Below are 22,193 nucleotides of genomic sequence, written 5' to 3' on the forward strand. Positions count from 1 at the left end.
TTCGCTCGTCAACACCGCAAAATTCGCTCCGCGCAAAGGAAAAGAGGGTTTCGTTCAATGCAAGGCGACCTAACGGAGCGGATGCAGACTCTCAGTACCTGGCTTCGCGATACGGACAGTTTCACCGAAACCGTTGTCCGCTGGCTGAACAGCCGGGTTGATTACATCTCGCTGAGCCACGAGTACTGCCTCCTCACGCCCGAACACGCTGCGGCATTGGATGTTTCGGCAGTCAGCAAGGCGTTATATCGACGCGGATATCTCGAATCGGAATCGGCCGGCTTTCGGCAGCGGGTGGCCATGTTACGAGCCGTCGTGGTCGAGGACCGGCTGCACCCGGACGCCCGACAATCGCTGGAGTCCAAGAAGGTTGCGCTCGGTAGGATTCTAAGCCGCCACGGGATGCGGCGGCACACTCATGACATCACCCGCGTCTCAACGGTCGACGCCAACGGCCGACAGGAATTGCGCGTGGCGGCGACGGTCACGACCGCCGACGAGCTGGTCGCGGCCGTCGACGAGATCGTTTATCTCCAACTGTCGCAACGCGGCACCACGGACGATGCCCCGATCGTCGACAGACTGCCGAACGCCCGTAGGCCACTGGAATCGCCCATATCCCGGATGCGACGCCGCACGGAAGCATCGCTGGCCTCGATCTCTCGTGTGGCCTGTCGCTGGACACCACGCAGGCCGATCTGATGCGGGCGATATGCGAGGCGGTGGCCTACGCGGCGCGGCACAACCTGGAAACCGCGGGCCTGACCGGTGAGGTCTCGGCGTGCGGCGGCGGTGCGCGATCGGCGGCGTGGAGCCAGATCTTCGCCGACGTGCTGGGCCGGCCACTGCACGTGCCCTACGAGGAGGGCGTCGGCGCACGAGGTGCGGCGATGACCGCATGGGACTCGCTCGGCGAGCCGGTGGACCGCGAGAAGTGGGCTGCGGCGCGGCGCATCGTGGTGCCGCATCCCAGCGCCGTGGAGTTCCACGAGCGCGGCTACCGCGAATACCCTTTAACGATCGATCGCGCCCGCCCGCTGCGGGGCGCGACCTCCTGACCTTCAAGACCTGGCGCTGAGGAGCAGCAGATGACGCGCTTGTACGACGATCCCGCGTCGTTCACCGAGGACATGGTGACCGGTTTCGTGGCGGCGCACCCCGATTACGTCCGGCAGGTGCCGGGCGGCGTGGTGCGGGCGAAACGCGCGCGCGAGGGCAAGGTCGCCGTGGTCACCGGCGGCGGGTCCGGGCACTACCCGGCGTTCTGCGGGGTGGTCGGGCCGGGCTTCGCCGACGGCTCGGTCATCGGCAACATCTTCACTTCGCCGTCGGCCGACGACGCCTATTCGGTGGGCCGCGCAGCCGACCGGGGTGCCGGGGTGCTGTTCTCGTTCGGCAACTACGCCGGCGACCCCGCCGGAAGGCCAAGCGACCGCCGCGGTCGTGGCGAAGGCCCTGCACGCGGTGGCGGAGCTGCTGCACGGCAAGGAAGAAGAACTCGGTCGCCTCGACGCGATCGCGGGCGACGGCGATCACGGCCGCGGCATGACGCGCGGTAGCGCGGCCGCGGTGGCGGCCGCCGACGAAGCCGTGGCGCAGGGCGTCGGTCCGGCGGCGGTGCTGGTCGCCGCGGGTGATGCGTGGGCGGCGAAGGCCGGGGCACCTCGGGCGTGCTGTGGGGCGCGGCGCTGCGGTCGTTCGGCGCCCTGCTGCCCGACCACCGCGCGGCAATGGCCAACGACTTGACGGCAGGCGCTTCGGCGGCGCTCGCGGCGGTGCAGCGGCTCGGTCGAGCCGAGCTCGGCGACAAGACGCTGGTCGACGCTCTGATTCCGTTCGTCGAGGAACTCCGCCGCGCCGTCGATGCCGGCGAAAGCGGCCGGGACGCCAGGTAGCAGGCCGCCGGACGTGTCCGAGCCGCACCTACCGTGGAACGCGACGGGGCGGTAAGAACCCGGAACTAAGCGGCGGCCTACCGCGATGACCGAAACATTCCTAGCCTGACTGGCTGATGAGCAGCAGAGGAGCCGTACACTATGCGACTGATTGTGGGCATGACAGGGGCAACGGGTGCGGTGTTCGGCGTCCGCCTGCTGGAGGCCCTGCGCGAGCTGCCCGATGTGGAGACCCACTTGGTGCTTTCGGCGTGGGCGCGGACCACTCTAGAACTGGAGACTGGCCTGTCGGTGCGCGAAGTCACCGACCTCGCCGATGCCGCCCACAGCCCCGGAGACCAGGGGGCGAGCATCTCCTCCGGCTCGTTCCGCACTGACGGAATGATCATCGCGCCATGCTCGATGAAGACCCTGGCCGGCATACGGGCCGGCTACGCCGACGGGCTGATCGGCCGCGCCGCGGACGTGGTCCTCAAGGAACGCCGCAAGCTGGTGCTGGTGCCGCGTGAGACCCCGCTGAGCGAGATTCACCTGGAGAACATGCTGGCGCTCACGCGCCTTGGAGCGCAGATGGTGCCGCCCATGCCCGCCTTCTACAACCACCCGGAAACCGTGGACGACATCGTCGACCACATCACCGCGCGGGTGCTGGATCAGTTCGACCTGCCGACGCCGAACGCCCGGCGGTGGGTCGGCATCCGCGCGGCACGCGAGCAGCGTTGCCCGCAGAAGCTGCCCGTGCCGCGCGCTTTGGACGCACAAGGAGAATCCCATGCCATATGACGACCTGCGCAGCTTCCTGCAAACTCTTGACAAAGAGGGCCAACTGCTGCGCATCGCCGACGAGGTGGTGCCCGAACCCGACATCGCCGCCGCCCGAGACCGTCGACAATCTCTACAGCTCGCCGGGCCCCGGCGTCTGGGACGTGCTGCAATGCCAGCAGGGCCTATAAACCTGGCGCACCAGCGAACCTGCCCGTCGCACCAGTCGCGACGCCTACCCCGACAGCTTCAAGATGACGCTCGAGGACACCAAGGCAGCCCCCGAAGTCCCCACCATTGCTACGTTGCGCTCCGCGTCCTGACGCCAGACCCGTCACCTTCCGCGGGAACCGAATTCCCGAGAATCATTTCCTTGGAGGCTGCGAGATGACACCTGAACCACACGACACCCTGATGTGGGAGGCCCGAACTCAGCCCGGACGCCGGGATGAACTGCTCGCCTGGGTGGAACAGACCGCGGTGCTCGCTCTGCTCGCCGAACCCGGCTGCCTCGACGCCAGTACCTACCTGGGGGGCGAGGACCGGGTCGTGGTCATCGCTCACACCACCGGCACCGTGCCCCGCATGCCGGACCCGCCCGACGAGCTGCTGCTGCGCGCCGTACACCAATGGCCCTTCCGCAAAAACGCCATCTATCGCAAGTGACGACCTTCCAACCGCCAGGCCCGGCCGAATCTCGGCTCTGGGGCACACAGCCGGGGCCGCGTACCTGACTTGCGGTTCAGCCGCTCACCAAGCTCCCTCTCGCCACCCCATCAACCCAGGGCGGCAGTATCGGGGCACGCCTTCTCCCCTTCCACCTAGCAGCCGCAAACCACGGCCGCTGGGGATTCTTCCCCTTGGCGACCTGGTAGACGGCCCCGATCGCGTCGTGGCAGCCACGCCCTGGCCGAAATCCGTAGGATCGCGACTTAAAGCGAGCCTCCCACTGAGGCTCCAACGCGTTACGCACCCGATTCTGCTGAGCACGATCGGCGATGGCGGAGAATGCCTAACGGCCTGCGTTTCCCATCGCTGTTCGGTACGTATATCCGTTTCACCGACCGGGCTCGCCACGGCGAAGAATGGCAGTGCAGTCGCTCCGCCAACTCCGCCCGATCCCGGGATGTCAACGCGTCCCCACCTGACGCCTCTAGCGGGCGCTTTCCACCTCCCAGCGCCCGTCACCAACGGCCAGCACCGGGGCGCGCATCCGACAAACACCGGGACGAGTTGCGCGCCACGGGAATCGAACCGAAGATCGCCGACGCGGAACCGACCACGGCATACCAAAAGATCTTTAACTGTTGTGTCCGGTGAGGATCCTCCGTCGCCGTCTTCCCCTGTTGGGGCGAACCTGGGAAACTTGACCAAGGTTGCGCGTCGGCTGTGGCCGGAGGTCCTGGCCGCAACGTATAGGTCTCGTTTCGAACCAATGGAGGAGAGTATCGTGGACCGTTGTACCAGCTTCCGCTCCTACTTGGATGCTTTGGACAAGATCGGAGAGTTGCGCATCGTAGATCGTCAGGTCGACCCGATCTTGGAAGTTGGTGCGATAATCCGCCGGTCTTACGAGACGTTCAGCCCCGCTCCGTTGTTCACAAATGTGGCCGATTGCCCGCCCGGGTTCCGAATCCTCGGTGCTCCGGTTGGGCTGAGCACCAACCCGGAGCAACGCCTGGCGCGTTTGGCCGTCTCGCTGGGGCTGCCCGCGGACACCATGCCTTTGAAGATCTTGGATGCACTTGTCGCCGCCCGTTCCAGTGACCCCATCAAACCACGTATCGTATCCAGCGGGCCGTGCAAGGAAAATCGGATGGTCGGCGCTGACCTTGATCTCACTCGGTTCCCCAGCCCGTTGATCCACCAAGGCGACGGTGGCAAATACTTCAACACTTGGGGGACGGTGATCGTGCGCACGCCTGATGGTTCCTGGACGAACTGGTCGGTGGCTAGGGTGATGGCGCTGGATAGCACTCGCCTGACCGGCACGGTCTTTCCCTCCCAGCACCTGGGCATGATTCACCGGATGTGGCGCGACCGGGGAGAGCCAATGCCGTTCGCCATAGCCCAGGGGTGTGAGCCGGCGATCCCCGTCCTGTCCGGAATGGCCTTTCCCGCTGGCGTCGACGAGGCCGACCACGTGGGCGGATACTTCGGTGAACCCGCCGAGGTGGTTCGCTGCGAGACGGTGGATCTCGAGGTGCCGGCTACCGCGGAAATCGTGGTGGAAGGATTTGTCGATCCGGTGGAGACGGCCGCCGAGGGACCGATGGGGGAGTACGCTGGATACCTCGGATCGGTGTCCGCGCCGCAACCGGTATACCAGGCTACCGCGGTCACTTATCGGGATGACCCGATTCTGCCGGTGGTCGCGGGAGGTGAACCCGCCGACGAGAACCACACGATCACTGGTATCGGCGTCGCTGCTGAAGCGATGGTTGCGTTACGTGAGGCCGGGATTCCAGTGACCTCCGCCTGGATGCCCGTCGAGAGCGCGTGCCACTGGTTGATCGTGACCGTTCCTGTCGATGCGCGTAAACGCCTTGGCGTGGCAGAAGAAGAATTGGTGCGCCGCATCGGAGAGGTCATCTTCTCGACGAAGGTCGGTATTTGCGTTCCGCAAATTCTGGTCATGCATGATGACATCGACCCCACCAACACCGCCGAGACGGTGTGGGCCTTTGCCACCCGGTGGCGGCCGGCCAGCGGGGACGTGTTCTTCCCCGACCAGCCGGCCGTTCCACTGATCGGCTCACTCGATGACGCCGACCGCAGCCGGTGCCGGATGACCAAGGTGGTGCACAACTGTCTTTTCGGGCAGCCGATGGATGTCCTGCCGCAGCGCAGTTCCTTCACCGCGGCCTATCCGGAAGAAATCCGCCGACGGGTACTGGACATGTGGTGACTGCGCCGACGCCACCAGCAGGCGCGACGCCGGATCACTCGTGCGCATGAGCCGTGAGCGTGTCGGGCTCCATCCAATGCATGCCATCGGCGGCGGTGAGGAGCCCGCCCGGAATTCTCGGCGGCTCGTGCGCGGCGTTCCCGAGAGCGGCGTCGACCTGCAAGGCGGCTCCTTCTTCCAGGAACCGTTCCAGCCCCCTGGAGTCAAGGAGCGGGTTGAGGTTGTCCTCGTTGCTCGCGTGCGTGATGCTGCCCTGGATCGCGCTGGACAGCTGAGTCGAAACGGCGGACAACTCCGAACGCAAGGTTTCGCCGTTGGGGATCGCCGCTTCGCCGGACGCGACACCTCCGACCAGCTCGACGAACGCCTCGAACTCCGATACGGGGCAGTTGGTCACCTTCTTCGCCTGCCAGAAGTAGGAGTCCTCGTTCTGGTTCATGTCGTAGAACCCGATGAGGAACTCGTAGAACAGCCCGTACTCCTTGCGATAGCGCGCTTCGAATTCCTCGAAGCTGCGCTGCTCGTCGACAAGTCCGGCGAGGCAACTGTTGATGGACCGAGCGGCGAGCAACCCGCCATAGGTGGAGAGGTGGACACCCGTGGAGAACACCGGGTCGACGAAGCAAGCCGCGTCACCGACCAACATCATGCCCGGGCGCCAGAACCGGCTGTGCACGTAAGAGTAGTCCTTGCGGATGCGGATCTCGCCGTAGGGCCCGCTGGTGATTCTGGTCGCGTCAGAGAGAAGGTCGCGGACCATCGGGCAACCATCGATCAGCTTGCGGAAGGCGTGCTCCCGGTCACCTCGCAGGAGTTCGGGAGTGTCGCGACTGACCACCGCCCCGACGCTGGTCAGGTTGTCACCCAACGGAATGTACCAGAACCAGCCGTCCTTGAACGCGGCCGACAGGACATTGCCGGCATAGGGCTCCTCCATCCGTTTGCCGCCTTCGAAATACCCGAACATCGCGAGGTTGCGGAAGAAGTCCGAGTACTGCCGCTTCCCCCCGATCTTCTGGGAGATACGGCTTTCGTTCCCGGAAGCATCCACGACGAAAGTCGCGGTTACCTCGTGCGTGCGTCCGTTTTCGTCCTCGTAGCGGACTCCGGAAACCCGCTCGCCGTCGTCCAGAACGTCGACGACCGAGCACTGCTCCCGGACGTCCACTCCGCACGCCTTGGCGTTGTTGAGCAGGATCTGGTCGAACTTCATGCGTTCGACCTGGTAGGCATATGCGGTGGGACCGGCTAGCCTGGATGAGACGGCGAAATTGAACCGCCAGGGCTCCGGGTTTGATCCCCACCGCAGCGTGCCGCCGAGCTTGACCACAAATCCTGCGTCGTGGAGGGCGTCGGACACGCCGAGCATCCGGCAGACGCCGTGCACGGTCGACGGGAGCAAGGACTCCCCGATGCGGTACCGGGGGAAGCGCTCCTTCTCCAGGAGGAGAACACGGTGCCCCTGCTTGGCAACGAGCGTAGCGACTGTAGATCCGCCGGGACCGCCGCCAACGACGACGACGTCGACCGTTTCCGCGCTTGCCAGTGATTCGTTCATGTTCGCGAGCCTTCCGTGGTTGGTACCGTGTTGAAGTCGGTGGCGGAGTGTCAGGAAACCTCGGTCCGGGACAGTCGAGCTGCCAGTACCGGTGCGATGTGCATTACCGCGTCCTCTTCGAGCATTCGGCTGTGCGTGCTGTTGAGCGGGTGGTGCTCGATCCGACCGTCCACATAGGGTTTCCAGGTATCCGGGGAGGGCCATCCATCGCCCTGATGTTGGCAGGCGCTGAAGAGAATCAGATCGCCGCGGAACTTCCCTGGGGTGAATTCGTTCTGCAAACGGAGATTGACGGTGAAGATCTCGATCAGGGCTTCCATCGATTCCGGGGTCAAATCGGAAAGCCCGCCGTCGGCGGTGCGAAGCGCGTTGATGACATCAGGGAGCTGAAGAGTCTCGCGGTCGACGCGAGAGGTGTCCTGGCCAACGATCTCGAGGAGCGCGAGGAGGGTTTCCGGGTCTAGCGCCGAGGGTTCCTTCGGCAGGTTCATACTGGCGGGGTAGGCGTCGAGGATGGTCAGCAGCTCGACGTCCTCGCCCTCCTGTTGCAGCCGCGCGGCGATGTCGTGCGCGAGGAGGCCGCCGAACGACCAGCCGAGAAATCGGTAACTCCCCTCGGGTTGGATCGCGCGGATCTGTTGCAGGTAGTCGTTGGCCATGTCCGCGATGGAGCGGTGGATCGGTTCCGTACCGGATAGGCCGCGTGCCTGGATACTGTAGATCGGCAGGTTCGGCGGCAGATGCCGGAGCAGCCGCACATAGGACCACCCGATCCCGATGCCGGGATGGATGCAGAAGAGCGGAGGGTGATGGTCTCCTGTCCGGAGCGGCAGGACGACGTCCAGAGCACATGAGCCGGTCTCACCGTCGAGTCGTGCGATCAGTTCATGTGGCGTAGGTGCGTCCAGGAGTGTGCGGATGGAGAGTTCTTCCCCCAGCTCGGCACGGATCCGGATGGTCAGCTTGACCGCCAGGAGCGAGTTTCCCCCGCAGTCGAAGAAGTTGTCCTTCTCCGAGACCGCCGGAAGCCCCAGCACTTCGGCGAACAGTCCGCATAGCAACTCTTCGCGTGGACTGAGAAACGGCGTGCTCGGCGTGTGTGATCCGAACTCGGGCTCGGGTAGAGCAGTGTGGTCCAGTTTGCCGTGGCGTGTCGTCGGCAGCCGATTGAGCAGGACGAACGCCGCCGGAACCATATGCGCGGGCAGACGCTCCTGGAGGTGCTGGCGAAGAGCCGTCTCGTCCGGGGCCGGAGCATCGTTGGGTTCTTGCGCGGGCACAACGTAGGCGACCAGGCATTCGGATCCGCTGGGATGCGTACGGGCGACGACTGCGGAGGCGGACACGCCCGCATGCTCGGCAAGCACCGCGCGGATCTCCCCGGGCTCAATGCGGAAGCCGCGGATCTTCACCTGCTCGTCCGCACGGCCGACGTACTCCAGAGCGCCGTCCACTCGCTGGCATACAAGGTCGCCTGTGCGATACATGCGGCTACCAGGCGGTCCATCAGGGTCCCGGACGAAACGTTCGGCAGTCAACTCATCGTGGTTGAGATAGCCGCGCGCGACTCCGGGGCCGGCGACGCATAACTCGCCTATAGCACCTGGCGAGACAGGTTGAAGCTGGTCGTCGAGAGCGTACACCCGAGTATCGCGGATCGGGCGGCCAATGGGCGGCTTCATGCCACCGGTCAGCGGTTCGCTCATCGTCGCGCACACGGTCGCCTCAGTGGGGCCGTAGGCATTGAACATCTTCCGCCCCGGTGCCCACTGGTCGACGAGGGACGCCGGGCAGTCCTCCCCGGCGACGATCAAGGTAGTCGCGGGTGGCAGGCTTCCCGTCGGCAACGATCCGAGCACTGTTGGCGGCAGGGTGAGGTGCGTGATCGCGCATTCGTCCGCGAGATCGGTCAACGGGGCGCCGGGTAGCAGACGCTCGTCCGGCGCAAGCACGAGTGTCGCACCGGAGAGCAACGCCATACCCAACTCGGAGAACGCCGCATCGAAGCTGAACGGTGCGAACTGCAGAACACGGCTGTGGCGGTCGACCCCGAACCGTTCGATCTGGCTAGCAACGAGGTTTTCCACGCCGCAGTGTTCGATCATCACGCCCTTCGGCCTACCGGTCGACCCTGACGTGTAGATCACGTAAGCCAGGTTCGAGGGCGAGAGAGGACGGATTCGAGCCTCGTCGGTCGGGTCAGTGTCGGGCTGCTGGGCGAGCGCATTGAGCACACCCTGGCCGTCCAGCACGAGTCGGGGCGTCCTACCGGCCGGGATCGCGAACATCGTGTCGCGAGTGGTGAGGGTGAGAACCGGTCTGGCATCGCCCAGCACGTAGGAGATGTGGTCAGCAGGATGTTTGGGATCGATGGGCAGGTATGCCGCCCCGGCCTTGAGCACTGCCAGTGCCGCTGTGATCAACGCCGGGGAGCGGGGAATTGCCAGGGCGACGAGTTGCTCGGTCCCCAACTTCCTGGAGATCAGCATCTTCGCAAGCCGGTTGACCCGGCGGTTCAGGTCTGCATACGTCGTGGACTCACCCTGGTACAACAGCGCGGTCGCGTTCGGTGTGCGCGCGACTTGGGACTCGAACAGCTCAGGGAATGTGCTTGCCGAAAGTGTCGTTTCGGATCTGGGCTCGTGAATGGTCGTCAACGGTAACTCCTGACTATTCTAGGTAGCGTCCTGGCGCGATTAGGCCGCGTGGGTCGAAGACGCCTTTCAACTGGCTCAGAAAACCTCCGATCGCCGGATCTGGATGCAGTTCGCTCGAACGGTGCATATGGTCGATGTCGAGTCGATAGGGCTGGAAGCCCAACTGCGGAAAGCGCTCGTGCATCAGGTCCAGGGCGTGGTGGGCCCGCTCGGGCCACGGATCTGTTCTGGGGAATTTGATTGCCACTACGAAGTCGATCAAGTCGGTTGACACCACTGTGGCGTGGGCCTGCCAGGTGATCCCGGTCTCATTCGCTATTTGTCGGAGCAAACTCTGCGCCCGCATCACCGAGTCTGGCTCGAAGCGAATCATCGGTGCGTAGAACAACCAGCCGACGGCTCCGTCCTCGTCGATGCCGTCGGCGGTGGTCCCGAATTCTCTCAGCAACGTCTGGTCGTTGCGCTCAGGGTCGCCTACCAGCGCGTCCATCACGGCGCTGCGATCCGCGTGGGCGTGATCCAGCTCGTCGATCGCGGTGAACAGGCCGCTGGCATGGACCCGCCGCGCCAGGATCTCAGTCACCGCGCTTACCAGTTCGCTGTCGCCGTCGATACAGGTGAACGCATGGCACTTGGGCTCCGCGGCTGGCCCGTCGGCCGAGTCGAGGAAGATCTTCAGATACTGCGGGATCAATCCCTGGTGGTGGTAACCCCGGAGTACGCCTACCACTTCGGGGAGACTCCGGTATCCGAAACCTAGGCGCAGCACGCGGATCGAGTCCGGTCGCGGGAGCAGCCGAACGACGGCGGCGGTGACGATTCCGAAGTTGGATTGGAAGAACAGCGGCATCAGACCCGGGCCCAGTTCGTGCCGATACGCTGTGATGTCCTGGCCATCACGCGGCCAACTCCCGATTCTCAACGCCTGGCCAGAAGCGAGGACGATTTCCAGACCGGCGATGTCGTCGCACCGCTGCCGGCGTGTTCCCACGCCTCGTTCGAGAGCATTGCCGATCACGCTGCTGTGCTGGGACGAACTGGTCACGTTGAGCATGAACGGGGTTCCCGCCACGCACCGTGCCAACTCACCTTGCGTCACTCCCGTTTCGACGATCGCACTACCGCTGTCGAGGTCCAGCTCTCGTATCCGCCGCAGGTCGCCCAGATCAAGCACGACGTTGTCGTCCCGGACTGGGTCTTTCGAGCCGAAGCCCCAGTTGCGACCCTGGCTAACGGGATAGAGCGCCGCCTTGGTCTCCCGGTGATGCAGTGAGCGAACGAGTGACTGGACATCGCTTACGTCCCGGGGACGCATCACGGCGGGGATGTGCCGGGCACGGAAGAAACCAATATTGCTCGGACGTTGGCGTTCCGCGAGTGACCGCTGAGTGCACCGCTCTACTCGCTCGACACCAAGCAACTGCTCGCACTCGGCCAACCACACATCCAGGTCTCGATCAACGTCGCAGCCACAGTCTCCGCCAGCGGGGTTGCTGTCAGCCACGAGCGTCACCAGCCACAGTAGACGCCGAGGTGGCATCGGGAAGGCCCGATGTCAGCGGCGCGGCCTCGATCAGCCACAAGGGTGCGGCGAGTTGTGAGGTGACGATGTCACCGAACCCCGCGGATCGCAGCAACGACCGCCACTCGTCCTCCGTTCGTTCCCTGCCACCGGTCTTGAGCATCATCTGCAGATCGAGCAGCTTGCTGGGATCTGGTGCGTTCAGTGGCGGCACGATGAATTCCCACAGCATGAGCCGGGAATCCGGCCGCGATCGCATTGCCGCGTGGACGCTGCGCAGAATCCTAACGCAGTCCTCGTCATTCCAGTCATGTAGCACGGATTTGAGCACATACGCCTGCGCCCCCGGCGGCACCGCGTAGAAAAAGTCGCCGCTAATGACATTTGTTCGTTCGGCGACCCCGTGCTGGTCCAGCAGATTCGCGGCATCGGCCACCGTAGCCGGACGATCGAAGAGAACGCCCCGGACCTCGGGATGCCGCTCGAGGATCGTCGCCAGCAGGTGCCCCGAGCCCCCACCGATGTCGGCTACCACATCGAATCTGCCGAAGTCGTATGCCGCGGCGATCGTTGTGCTCTGGCCAGCGCTCATCGCGGTCATCGCCTTGTCGAAAACCCCACCTGCTGCGGGGCTGGCTTCGAGGAAGGTGAAGTAATCCATACCGTCGTAAGCGTGCGGAAAAGCGGGTTCGCCGGTGCGTACGGCATGCAGGAAGTGCTGATGATCACTGGCTTTGCCCACTTCGCCTTGCAACATTGCCAGATACCGGGCGGTCCCGGGCGTGTCACTGCGCAGATACTGCGCACGCGTTGTCAGCTCAAAGGCTCCGTCAGGACGTTCCGCGAATACGCCGACACACGCTGTAGCGCGCAGTAGGCGCCGCAGTGACGGACCATGCACTCCCACAACGTCGGCGAGCTCGTCAGCGGTGCGTGGCCCGCTAACGAGAAGATCGGCGATACCGAGCATCGCGAGCACGTGTATCGCGCGTGCCAGGAGGTCGCTGTTGACCAGTCGGAACATGTCCGCTGCTGCTTGCGTGTCGCGGTCGATGTCCACGGCTATCTCCTGGCTGTGCGCGGGGTTGGAAGCTGTTGCAGGGCAACCGGCAGAGTGCTCACGGTGCGGACGAAAACGTTGCAGTTCCATTCGGGTTCGCCCGCGGAGCAGAGAGTGGGGAACCGTCTGTGGATGAGAGGCAGGGAAACGGCCATCTCGACACGGGCGAGGTATGCGCCTATGCAGCGGTGGATCCCATGTCCGAAGGTCAGGATCTTTTTGGTGTCCCGGCTCGGGTCGAACCGTTCTGGATTCGTGAACACGGCCGGATCATGGTTGGCCGCGGCCAGTACCGGCCGCACGTCGCAGCCTGCTGGGACCGTCCCGCCCTCGAGCTGGATGTCCCGGATGGGAATGCGCGCTCCGGGGCTGAACAAGACAGGCGCGTCATAGCGCAGGACCTCGCCGACGAACGCGTTGACCGCGCGCTCGCCGCCGCTGAGCCACACCCGTTGGTCCGGATGGTGCAGCATCGCTCGGATACCGAAATCGACTCCGCCCGCTGCCGTTTCGAATCCCGCCGCCCAGATTCCCCAGAGAAGCGCGGCAACTTCGTCGTCAGTGAGAGGGTCAGGATCATTGGCCGGTGGCTGGGTCAATACGGAGATCAAGTCGTCTCGAGGACGCAGCCGTCGTTCCCGGACGAGTTGGCGGAAGTAGTCCTCGATTATCACGCTGTTGGCGTCGGCGGTAGTCAACAGCTCCTCGGACTGGCCGATCAGCGCGGCCAGGACATCGTTGACCAGATCCGGGAGCCATTCGCGATCAGACTTGGGGACTCCAAGTAGCTCAGACAGCACGTGAACGACCATCGGCAGGGACATCGCGTGGTGGATGTCCAAGGTCTCCCCGTCGCGCAGAGGGGCTTCGAGCTCGTCCAGAAGACGATTGCAGTAGTCGGCGATGCCTGGCCGCAACGATTCAACTCGTCGCATAGTGAAGTCCCGGTTGAGCTGCTTGCGCACCCGCGTGTGTTCGGGTGGGTTTCTCATCAGCAGCGTGTTGGACAGCAGGTTGGCCGACCGGTGTCGCTGCTGCAACGGAGACGCTGCCGCCGCACCGCGTTGCGGGCGAGGAAAATCGCTGGCGCTACCCTGCAACACCCGTTGCGCGTCCGCGTGTCTGCTTACCAGGTAGATCCCCGTCCTCGTCCGGTGCACCGGATCGTTTTCTCGCAACCAACGCAGTAGCGGGAAGGGATCTTCCTGGAACGACTGCGATGCGAACTGGGTGAGTACGTCGACGGTGGACGGTGTTTGGCTCGAAACGCTCATCGGTCACCTCATCGTTTGGCTCCGGCGTTGGTATATCCGGCTTATCGGGCCTTGGGGCTGTCGGGATCGGCCGACGGACCGGGCGTTGGCGCATACAGCTGCCAGCGAACCCGCTCCTCCGCGGTCTGATCGACTCGCCGCATGGCGATGCGCAGAACCGGCGGAGCCATCACCGAGGTCGCGATCGCGACGAGGATCACGACCGTGTAAGTAGCGGTGTTCAGCACCCCAAGCCGAAGCCCGGTCATCGCGACGATGACTTCGATGGCGCCGCGGGCGTTCATCCCGGCACCCAGGGCAATGCCCTCCCAATGCCCAAGTCGGGCCAGCCTGGCTCCGAGGTACGCTCCGGCGAACTTTCCTACGATCGCTATCGTCAGCACCAGCATTGCCACGCCCAGAACCGTGGGAACCGCCAGAAGCGTGAGATCCATGCGCAGTCCAGCCGTGGCGAAGAACAATGGAGCGAACACGGCGAGCACGGAGGTGTGCAATGACGCGAGCCGTGCGTGGTCGAGCTGGCCGGTCGTACTGATCGTGATTCCGGCTACCAGCGCGCCGAATACCGCCTCCAGGCCCATCGCCTGCGTGCCTGCGGAAGCCAGTACGACGATGACGACCACAGTGGCGACCGTAGGCGTGTCGTGTGCTGACCGATTGGTGACGCGGAGAGCAACCCGTGCCAGTGGCCTAACCAGGATCACAGCAACCACGACAACTGCGGCCACGCCGGCGAGTGACAGCAGCACGCCGTCCGCCCGAACGCCGGTGGTGGCCATCGCGGATACGACCGACAGCAGCAGCCATCCGACCACATCATCGACAGTCCCAGCGGCTAGGGTCAGTTGACCGATATCGCGATGCAGCAAACCCATGTCGGTCAGTGTTTTCGCCATCACCGGGATGGCGCTGACCGCCATGGCCACTCCGAAGAACAGCGCGATAACCGTTCGGTCTTGCGACTCCGAGATCAACGATTCTGGAAGCACGAAGCCGACCGCGATACCGAGTGCGAGCGGGATGACGAGTCCGGCGATGCTGACTTGCAGGGCAGCGTTCCTGCGGTTCCGCATCAGTCCGAAGTCTAGTCGGCACCCTGTCAGACCTACCAGCAACAGAGCACCGATAAGCCCTACCACGTCCAGGAGATGGAACTGTTCAGGTTGCTGCGGCAGCAACCACGCGGACAAGCCGGGCACGAGGTGAGCGAGCAGCGAGGGGCCGAACAGCAACCCAGCGACCAATTCGCCCACTACAGCGGGCAATCCGCAGCGGATCGCCACTCTGCCGAATACCAAAGCCAGCAACAGCAAAAGTCCCACTTGCAGCAGAAACACGAGCAGCGTATGACTTGGGACCGCCGAAACCGGGATCATTTGGAGCGTCAACGGTGCCCTCCATGGTGCTGCGAACGGGATTAGCGGGAGATGGGGGGTGCTCTTCGCTCAAATCTATCCCGCGCGCGCGAACCAACTGGTCCGTGCGTCGCTGCCACATTGATCGAATTTCGCGGGCGGTACGGGAATAGCGCCCTGGTGCTCGCCGATGTCAACGCCCGGTTGATCGCCCTGGAGCAACTCTTTCGCGTTTTGGGTGATTGTGCCGAACATTACGGGATGGGAGTGTGCGAGTCCATAGCTGTCGATCAACGGTTCAAGAAAGGTGAGGAAGTGCATTCTCTGTGTACTTTTGGGCACTGTTCACAGGGGGCCAGTGGACGTTTCGGGTACAGTTGCCAACTTCTTGCGCATAGGGATTTCGGTGAGGGACCCCCAATAATTGAGGACTCTTGGGCGGTGGGTTGTGTTCGTAGCAGCCAGGGTCCCGGCAAAGGCTGGTTCCAGCATGTCGGGAGCAGTTCTGAGGTTTCGCGGTTATGCGGCGGTTGCGGTGCTGGTCGTGGGCCTGTCGGGATATTGATCTGTTGTGTTCTGGCCTGCGGTGATGGTCGTAATTCGGGCTCGGCGGAAGGCGATGAGCATGTCGTCGATGCTGACGTGGGTCTTCTTGCGGTTCCAGGGCGCTCGGGCGCGGGCGGTGGCCAGGTCCGCCTCGGTAGTGCCGTGCGCGGCGTACCACAGGATGAGGATGGTCAGGCCCAGCATCGCAAAGGGCACGCTGCGCTCGACCGCGAGGCAAAGCCGGTTCGCGGCGTCCCCGGCTCCGATCAAGTTTTTCGAGTCCTTGATCGTTTGCTCCACCGACCACCGGTCGGCGTAACGGGCGATGACTGTCTCCACCGTTGTGCTGGTGTCGGTGGACAACAGGGCGATGTCATACGGTCGGGTCGAGTCTGTCTCCCGCACCAGCACCACGGTGACCGGCCGGCGGTGCAGCGAGCCCCACCACAGACAACAGATCACGGCCACCTCCACCGTCGCGGTCGTGCCGTAACGAGTCACGTTCGTGCTCCGCCACGTGGCGGTGGCCGCGAGGTCGGTGCAGGTGCCCAGTTTCTCGCCCTTCCACCGCGGATGCCCGCGCTTACCCGTGGGTGCCGGCGGCAGAGCGTAGAGCACGGCGTTGGCCGCCAGGCGGGTGGTGAACGTGGTGTTGCCGGGCAGCGTGCGCCAGGCCGGTCCCCGGTAGGCGGCATCGGCGACCACGTGGAGGGTGCGTTCGGGAAACGCACGGGCGAGCAACCCGACCAGGACACGGGCCGCGTCCGGTTTGGAGACACCGGATTTGGGGATATGCAGACGGAACAGGACCGGCAGGCAGACCGGGCGCGCCAAAACCGGCACGGCCACGATGAGTCCGACGACCACGAAGCAGTTACCCCGCCCGATCCCATCGCGGCCCCGCGCTGAGCCGTCGTGCTGCCAGAACACCGCGTGGGTCTTGGCACCGTAGCGGTGAAACAACGTGTCGTCGACCACCACCGTCAACGCTTGCGCGGCCGGGACGAAACGGGCCACCACCAGCCGGGCCAGCAGCAATCCCAGCGAATCCAGATCCCAGCGAGCATGGGAGAAAAACCGGTGCGCCCGAGCGTGATGGAACCGTCCCGCCAGACCCGCCGCGCTCCACATCCCCGTTACCGTTCGGGAACCCGTGGCCGCCAGCAGACCGGTCACCAACGAGGCGAACCTGGCGAACGTCGGCGCGGTGAACACCGAACGCACCCCTCCAGCACAGACAGCAAACACCGATTCGCCGAGTTCTGCGAGAAATGGGAGAAGAAGTATCCCGCGATCGTGCGGTTGTGGACCGCCGCGTGGGCGGAGTTCGTGCCGTTCTTGCAGTTTGACGTCGAGATCCGCAAGATCATCTGCACCACCAACGCGATCGAGAGCATCAACTCCCGGCTACGCCGTGCGATCAACGCCCGAGGGCATTTCCCCACCGAACAAGCCGCCCTCAAATGCCTTTACCTCGCCCTCATGGGCCTGGACCCCACCGGACGAGGCCGCGGACGCTGGACCATGCGCTGGAAAGCCGCCCTCAACGCTTTCGACCTCGCCTTCGACGGACGCCTGTCCGCCGCACGCAACTAACCCAGATCATCAAACCCAATTACACCCAAAACTGGACAGCCCCATTTGGGGAGCACGGCTGTGATGTGCATGTCGGGTCCTTTGAACGGCGCTGCTGTGGTCGATCTGTCGGTTACGCACGGGGTACTCGGGGAACTCGCGGAACGGGACGCGGTCGAAGACGGTGCTGACCGAGGCCGGTCCGGTCGAGATCACCGTGCCCAGGGACCGGGATGCCTCGTTCGAGCCGAAGATCGTGCGTAAGCGGCAACGCAGGCTCTCCGGGGTGGACGGGAATGTCGAGCGCTTATCCGGCTAATGATCTCGGTCTCCGGTTATCTGAGGTTTCGCAGTTTTGTGTGGGGGTGTGCGGCGTGGCGGCGTGATCATGGCCTGGAGATGGGGGAAGCATCGGCGTTGCTCGTGGTGCCGGTGCACGAACTCGACCTTCAGCGTGGAGTTGAACGCCTCCTCTGCGGCGTCCAGGGCGGCCTGCTCGCTGGGGGCGGTGTAGACGGGCCTGAGGTCCTTGGCCTGGGCTGATGCAGCAGCTGACCAAGATCGTGCTGGAGTCGTCGCTGGAGGGCGAGATGGACGCCCATCTGGGTTACGGCAAGCATGACCCGGCCGGTCGTGACGGCACCACGGTACGGTTCCCACAGGAAGCATCGGCGAATCTCCCGGACAACGGGCGGTTACAAGGAAGGCGCAACGATGTGCCTCCGCCTGCCGGACGGTCGGTACACCGGGGCCCTGCATATCAGCTGGGCGAAGGCAAAGAATGCCAGCGATGAGTCGCTACCCACGTCGAGGCCCGTATCAAGATTTCGACCTGGATCACGGACTTCTACAACACCACCAGACGACACAGCACCAACGACGCGCCCCGACCACGCACGAGCATCACACGGCACGAACACGGACAGCCTCAACCGTCCAGCTCAGGACCGAAGTGGCATAACACGTCTCCACGATTCCTGGGGATTGACAGGACCTTGTCGAGCAGGATGAACTAGCCCGTGGCACGCGACGGTGTAACTGTCCACAGTGGAGGATAGTGCACCATGAGTGATCAGAGCAAGGACGCGTCGCTGCAGGTCTCGCCGGTGGTGGACCGGCAGGTGGTGGCCGAGCTGGTCAAGCGTGCCCAGGCCGATGGGGTGGCCATCGGTGGCGAGGGTTGTGGAAACCAGCGGGGATCAAGAAACCCTCGGCAGAGTATGTGCGATCAAACTTCACCTGCCAGTCGTGAGCGAGATCCGACCACCGCAACGCCCTGGGCACCCGCGTGTGCAACAGGTGAAAGCCTGGGTTGTGCTCCACGAAGGCGTCGTTCATATGCTCTTGAAGTTCTACCGAGTAGCCCTCACTCGTCAGGGTCACGTGACGATGAGTTCCCGACTCGGCATCCCATGCCGACAGAGCGTAGCCATCCCACGGGATTAGCTCGCGTAGCACCCTCATCGCCGCCGCCGCCCGCGAGCTATCGTCGTCATGCTCGACTACACCCTGGCCATCCACCGCCGCCAATTTGGGGGGGACTGTAAGTTCTGCGGCGCGGGGCCTCATCGAGGGATTCCAACCGGTGTTGGCGAGCGCCTGTGACCTACTCGACAGCGCCCAGCGGCGCGTGAACCGCTTGGGTGCAGACGCGCACGCTGTGCTCCTCTCGCGCGCGGGAGCAATTACCGAGATGCCTGGTCACGTCGCCGGCCCGCACCTGTTGAACGAGGCTTTCCCGGTCGCGGTTGCACGCCACGCCGCCGCCTTGCGCCGTCGACGCTATCTGTGGATCGCACCTGAAGGCACATGTCATCGCGTCGAGCTCATCCCCGGCGGCGGCGGTTCGGTGATCATCGGCGAACAGCAGATCCCCTGGCCGTTCGGGCTGAGTAGCCGCGAGGCGCAGATTCTGCACTGGGTTTCGGAAGGGTATTCCAACCCGGAGATCGGTGAACGCCTTTACATCAGCCCACGCACGGTGTCCACGCACATCGAGCACATCCTCGACAAGCTCGGCTGCCAGTCGCGCACACAGCTTGCACGGCTCGCGGTGGAGGCCGACCTGCTGCTGATCGGCGAGCTCTACGAGGGCCGGTTCGCGTAGTTGCTCACAAGCGGAAGGACTTCGAGCCTCAAGCCAACCCTGTGATCTGCCCTCACATCGCGCTGAGGTGACGTCCTGGTCGGACCCCGCGCCCCACTAGCCGTGTCTTTCGCACATGGGAGTGAGTAGGTGATTCCCGAGATCTCGGGGCATCGTTGATCATGGCGGTTGGGTTGGGTCGACGGCAAGGAGATCGAGTAGGCGGGCTTGGACCGGGGTGGGTTGCGGGATGGTCGCGGGTTGCCCGTTGATGGCTGGGATCAGTCGTAGCCCGGCCAGGGCCTGGAAGATCAGGCGGCCGGTGGGTTTGGCTTTCTGGCCGGTATACAGGCCGGTCATTGTCGTGTCGGGGGCAATAGTCCGGCGGACGGTGCGTTCGACCAGGCAGAAGATCAACAGGGCCAGGCAGGTCACGGTGATCAGGGCGGCGATGCGCCGGTTGGTTTTGAGGAACATCGGCGCCACCGCCAGTGGGCCTTAACCGTGCTGTAACGGCGTTCCACGACCTCTTGGCCTTTGTAGCGGAGGAACACTCCGGCCGCGTCGACTGTTGCGGGGTCGAGGTTGGGCCGGATCACCGCCATCGCCCGTGACCGCCGGGTGAAGGCCTACGGCCTTGGGACTAGCCGGGCAGCAGCCCCGATCAACTCGACTTCGGCCCCCGGCGGCCCGACGAGCTGTAGCGCCATCGGGATCCCGTCGCTGCGGCGCACGGGAACTGAGATCGCCGGCAGACCCAGCACACTCCACGGGCTCGTAAGTGCGAGAAGCGCCGTTCGCACGTCAACCGGCGCGCCGTGCACCTCGCCTACACGCTGGTCGATGAGCGGCGGGAGAAGGGGCACGGTCGGCAAAGCGAGCAGATCGAAGCGTCGGAGCAGAGCGAGCGCTCGCTCGCGCACGCGATCGCGTATTGAGAGGGCGACGTCGTATTCGGTCGCGGTCACAGCTCCGCCGGCATGGAGGCGGTCGTGCACTTCTGGATGGTACAACTTGGGCGCGCGACTTAGCCGCTCCGCGTGCTCGGCAAAGGCTTCGCGTCCCTGGATGACACGGTAGGCGGACCGAAGCTCGTCTGCCTCGGGCACGACGACCTCCTCGGCAACAAGGACGTCAGCGAATTCGCGTGCCGCGTGTGCGATCTCGGGCGCGGTCGGATGCACGGAGTCGGGCGGGATCCAGCCGACGTGCGGCCGTCGTGTGGGCGTTCGCGCCTCACCGGTCAGCGCTGTCCAGAGCGCGCTCACGGCCTCGGGAAATCTAGCGAGCAGGCCGACGGTGTCGAGGGACGGAGCCAGTGGCAGGACACCGTCGGTGCTGAGAGCGCCGTAAGTCGGCCTTAGCCCGACAATTCCGCAAAACGCCGCCGGGATCCGCGCTGAGCCGCCGGTATCCGTGCCGAGCGCCAGGGGCACGATGCCGGCCGCCACCGCGGCGGCGGAGCCGCTACTCGATCCGCCTGCCATGCGTTCCAGGGCGTGTGGATTGCGGGTGGCTCCGGTGGCGGAGCGATCGCCTGTCGGACCGTTCGCGAACTCGTGCGTCGTGGTCTTGCCGATCACCACGGCGCCCGCGGCGCGTAACCGCCGGACACACTCTGCATCGCGCTGAGCGACGTGAGCAGTCAGATGCCGGGATCCTGCGGTCGTCGGCAAACCCTGCACGTGAATCATGTCCTTCACCGCGATCGGGATGCCGTGTAGCGGGCCACGGTCCACGCCGTTAGCCAGCTCCCGGGACGCGACGACCGCTGCGGCGCGCGCACCCGATTCGTCGAGTGCAACGAAGGCATTAATCGCCGGCTGCCAACGCGTCGCTTCGCCGATCGCGGTTTCCGTGAGGTCGACTGCGGAAAGACGTCCGGACCGCAACGCGGCGGCGAGGCCAGCAAGATCAGCCTCAGCGAAATACCCGGGGAGGTGCGGGCTCGGTTCGACTCCCAAGGATGACGGCACGTTAGCTCCTTCGATGCGCGCGTACGTGGCACGCGACGCGGCGACTGTACTCAGTCGGCCGGATCCTGCGGCACCCCTCCTCGCATCATCGAGGAGAAATACGTCAGCTGACGGATATCTCGAGTCCTGCGGCGCTTCCTACTCTCGGTGAGCGACATTCTGTCGACGTTTACGAAGAAGAAGGCGAGGTGAAGGTCCATGGCGAGCATCCAAGACAATCACGACAATCGAAAGCACACAGCACAGCGGGTCCTGGGGATACTGTTCGCTCTGGTCTATGCGGTGGCCCTCGTGCCCACCGTGTACATCGGCGCCACGCAGAATCACGACCCAATCGCCGGGATCCCGGCGTCGATCTGGTACATGCTCCTGGTGTCAGCGGCAGCGATCGCCTTGACGTACGCCCTCTGGGTCGTCGAGCGCCGGCAGGGGGCGATGGACTGATGCTCATCACGTTTGGCGCACTCGCCTTGTTCTTCGCCCTCGTCGTCGTGGTGCTGCACGTCGCCAAGAGTCGGCAGGACGTTTCTACCTTCAGCAACTACGCCGTCGGCGACCGCTCGTTCTCGAGCTGGTTCGTCTCGATGGCCTACACCAACTCGTGGTGGCCCGGTTCGACCTTCACCGCAGTGTTCGGCCTGGCTGTCGCGAGCGGCATCATCGGACTGTACTTCCTCGTGTACTCCGTGCTCGGCGTACTGGCGATGTACTTCATCGCTCGACCGGTATGGAAGTGGGGCAAGCAGTTCGACCTGCGTACGCAGTCCGATCTGCTCGCGCTGCGTTACAACAGCCCGAAGCTCAAGCTGGTCTCGAGCATCATCAGCGTGGTTGCCCTGCTTCCTTGGCTTATCCTTGGCCTGATTGCAATGGGCACCGTCGTCCAGTGGGCGTCGCTGGGTAACCTGTCGGCTGCCGAATCGATCCTTAGAGTTCCTAGCAAAAGGACCACTGGTTGTGTCTGGGTTTCCTTGATCGTGGATCATGGTTGGGTGAGGAAGGGTGAGCAGCCGCCGTGG

At 64.4% G+C, this 22,193-nt stretch carries 19 protein-coding genes and 4 pseudogenes; 14 read left to right on the plus strand and 9 right to left on the minus strand.

Annotation, left to right across the window (positions count from 1 at the left end):
• Positions 1 to 81 precede the first annotated feature (81 nt).
• From AC07FN_RS38015 to AC07FN_RS38050, 8 genes and pseudogenes are all read left to right on the plus strand, one after another.
• Entirely contained in the window at positions 82 to 702 is a 621-nt protein-coding gene (locus AC07FN_RS38015; RefSeq protein WP_478400003.1) for a hypothetical protein, read from the plus strand.
• Entirely contained in the window at positions 702 to 1,058 is a 357-nt protein-coding gene (locus AC07FN_RS38020) for an FGGY-family carbohydrate kinase (RefSeq protein ID WP_478400004.1), read from the plus strand. Before AC07FN_RS38015 ends, AC07FN_RS38020 begins: the two co-directional genes overlap by 1 nt.
• A 30-nt stretch (positions 1,059 to 1,088) precedes the next feature.
• Complete coding sequence (locus AC07FN_RS38025) at positions 1,089 to 1,559, plus strand: dihydroxyacetone kinase subunit DhaK (protein ID WP_478400005.1); 471 nt, start codon at positions 1,089 to 1,091, stop codon at positions 1,557 to 1,559.
• Positions 1,546 to 1,895, plus strand: a pseudogene (locus tag AC07FN_RS38030) (DAK2 domain-containing protein). Before AC07FN_RS38025 ends, AC07FN_RS38030 begins: the two are co-directional and overlap by 14 nt.
• Before the next feature lie 141 nt (positions 1,896 to 2,036).
• Entirely contained in the window at positions 2,037 to 2,678 is a 642-nt protein-coding gene (locus tag AC07FN_RS38035; RefSeq protein ID WP_478400006.1) for a non-oxidative hydroxyarylic acid decarboxylases subunit B, read from the plus strand.
• Between the two features lie 182 nt (positions 2,679 to 2,860).
• Positions 2,861 to 2,980: pseudogene (locus AC07FN_RS38040) on the plus strand (non-oxidative hydroxyarylic acid decarboxylases subunit D); the annotation flags it as partial.
• A gap of 64 nt (positions 2,981 to 3,044) precedes the next feature.
• Entirely contained in the window at positions 3,045 to 3,323 is a 279-nt protein-coding gene (locus AC07FN_RS38045) for a hypothetical protein (protein ID WP_478400007.1), read from the plus strand.
• A gap of 700 nt (positions 3,324 to 4,023) precedes the next feature.
• Positions 4,024 to 5,565, plus strand: coding sequence for a UbiD family decarboxylase (locus tag AC07FN_RS38050; RefSeq protein WP_478400008.1), 1,542 nt, complete (start codon positions 4,024 to 4,026; stop codon positions 5,563 to 5,565).
• Positions 5,566 to 5,599: 34 nt separating this feature from the next.
• On the opposite strand, the gene AC07FN_RS38055 is transcribed toward AC07FN_RS38050, so the two are convergent.
• The 7 genes from AC07FN_RS38055 to AC07FN_RS38085 form a co-directional block, all read right to left on the minus strand.
• Entirely contained in the window at positions 5,600 to 7,123 is a 1,524-nt protein-coding gene (locus AC07FN_RS38055; RefSeq protein ID WP_478400009.1) for a tryptophan 7-halogenase, read from the minus strand.
• Positions 7,124 to 7,173: 50 nt separating this feature from the next.
• Complete coding sequence (locus tag AC07FN_RS38060; protein ID WP_478400010.1) at positions 7,174 to 9,780, minus strand: amino acid adenylation domain-containing protein; 2,607 nt, start codon at positions 9,778 to 9,780, stop codon at positions 7,174 to 7,176.
• Between the two features lie 13 nt (positions 9,781 to 9,793).
• Positions 9,794 to 11,284, minus strand: coding sequence for an FAD-binding oxidoreductase (locus tag AC07FN_RS38065; RefSeq protein WP_478400011.1), 1,491 nt, complete (start codon positions 11,282 to 11,284; stop codon positions 9,794 to 9,796).
• Positions 11,277 to 12,362 (minus strand): methyltransferase, encoded by a 1,086-nt coding sequence (locus AC07FN_RS38070; protein ID WP_478400012.1) that lies wholly within the window; start codon positions 12,360 to 12,362, stop codon positions 11,277 to 11,279. Before AC07FN_RS38070 ends, AC07FN_RS38065 begins: the two co-directional genes overlap by 8 nt.
• Before the next feature lie 2 nt (positions 12,363 to 12,364).
• A complete protein-coding gene (locus AC07FN_RS38075) occupies positions 12,365 to 13,636 on the minus strand; it encodes a cytochrome P450 (RefSeq protein WP_478400013.1) in 1,272 nt (423 codons plus the stop codon).
• Between the two features lie 41 nt (positions 13,637 to 13,677).
• The gene (locus AC07FN_RS38080) at positions 13,678 to 15,024 is read right to left on the minus strand and encodes a cation:proton antiporter (protein ID WP_478400014.1); all 1,347 of its coding nucleotides are present in this window, start codon (positions 15,022 to 15,024) and stop codon (positions 13,678 to 13,680) included.
• Between the two features lie 486 nt (positions 15,025 to 15,510).
• Complete coding sequence (locus AC07FN_RS38085) at positions 15,511 to 16,752, minus strand: IS701 family transposase (protein WP_478400015.1); 1,242 nt, start codon at positions 16,750 to 16,752, stop codon at positions 15,511 to 15,513.
• A gap of 33 nt (positions 16,753 to 16,785) precedes the next feature.
• Here AC07FN_RS38085 and AC07FN_RS38090 point away from each other — a divergent pair.
• The 4 genes and pseudogenes from AC07FN_RS38090 to AC07FN_RS38105 form a co-directional block, all read left to right on the plus strand.
• Positions 16,786 to 17,133, plus strand: a pseudogene (locus tag AC07FN_RS38090) (transposase); the annotation flags it as partial.
• 127 nt (positions 17,134 to 17,260) lie between these two features.
• Positions 17,261 to 17,404: pseudogene (locus tag AC07FN_RS38095) on the plus strand (transposase); the annotation flags it as partial.
• A 250-nt stretch (positions 17,405 to 17,654) separates the two neighbouring features.
• On the plus strand, positions 17,655 to 17,906 hold the full coding sequence (locus AC07FN_RS38100) for a hypothetical protein (protein ID WP_478400021.1): 252 nt from the start codon (positions 17,655 to 17,657) through the stop codon (positions 17,904 to 17,906).
• A gap of 791 nt (positions 17,907 to 18,697) precedes the next feature.
• Entirely contained in the window at positions 18,698 to 19,219 is a 522-nt protein-coding gene (locus AC07FN_RS38105) for a response regulator transcription factor (RefSeq protein WP_478400016.1), read from the plus strand.
• Between the two features lie 159 nt (positions 19,220 to 19,378).
• On the opposite strand, the gene AC07FN_RS38110 is transcribed toward AC07FN_RS38105, so the two are convergent.
• Both AC07FN_RS38110 and AC07FN_RS38115 read right to left on the minus strand, forming a co-directional pair.
• Positions 19,379 to 19,675, minus strand: a complete 297-nt coding sequence (locus tag AC07FN_RS38110; RefSeq protein WP_478400017.1) for a hypothetical protein — start codon at positions 19,673 to 19,675, stop codon at positions 19,379 to 19,381.
• Between the two features lie 152 nt (positions 19,676 to 19,827).
• Complete coding sequence (locus tag AC07FN_RS38115) at positions 19,828 to 21,174, minus strand: amidase (protein WP_478400018.1); 1,347 nt, start codon at positions 21,172 to 21,174, stop codon at positions 19,828 to 19,830.
• 198 nt (positions 21,175 to 21,372) lie between these two features.
• On the opposite strand from AC07FN_RS38115, the gene AC07FN_RS38120 reads away from it, so the two are divergent.
• Together AC07FN_RS38120 and AC07FN_RS38125 are read left to right on the plus strand one after the other, a co-directional pair.
• Positions 21,373 to 21,618, plus strand: coding sequence for a hypothetical protein (locus tag AC07FN_RS38120; RefSeq protein WP_478400019.1), 246 nt, complete (start codon positions 21,373 to 21,375; stop codon positions 21,616 to 21,618).
• Positions 21,618 to 22,193: hypothetical protein (locus tag AC07FN_RS38125; RefSeq protein ID WP_478400020.1), on the plus strand; the 576-nt coding region annotated here is incomplete at its 3' end. The genes AC07FN_RS38120 and AC07FN_RS38125, both read left to right, overlap by 1 nt.

This window comes from Saccharopolyspora sp. NPDC045941 (genome assembly GCF_056431445.1).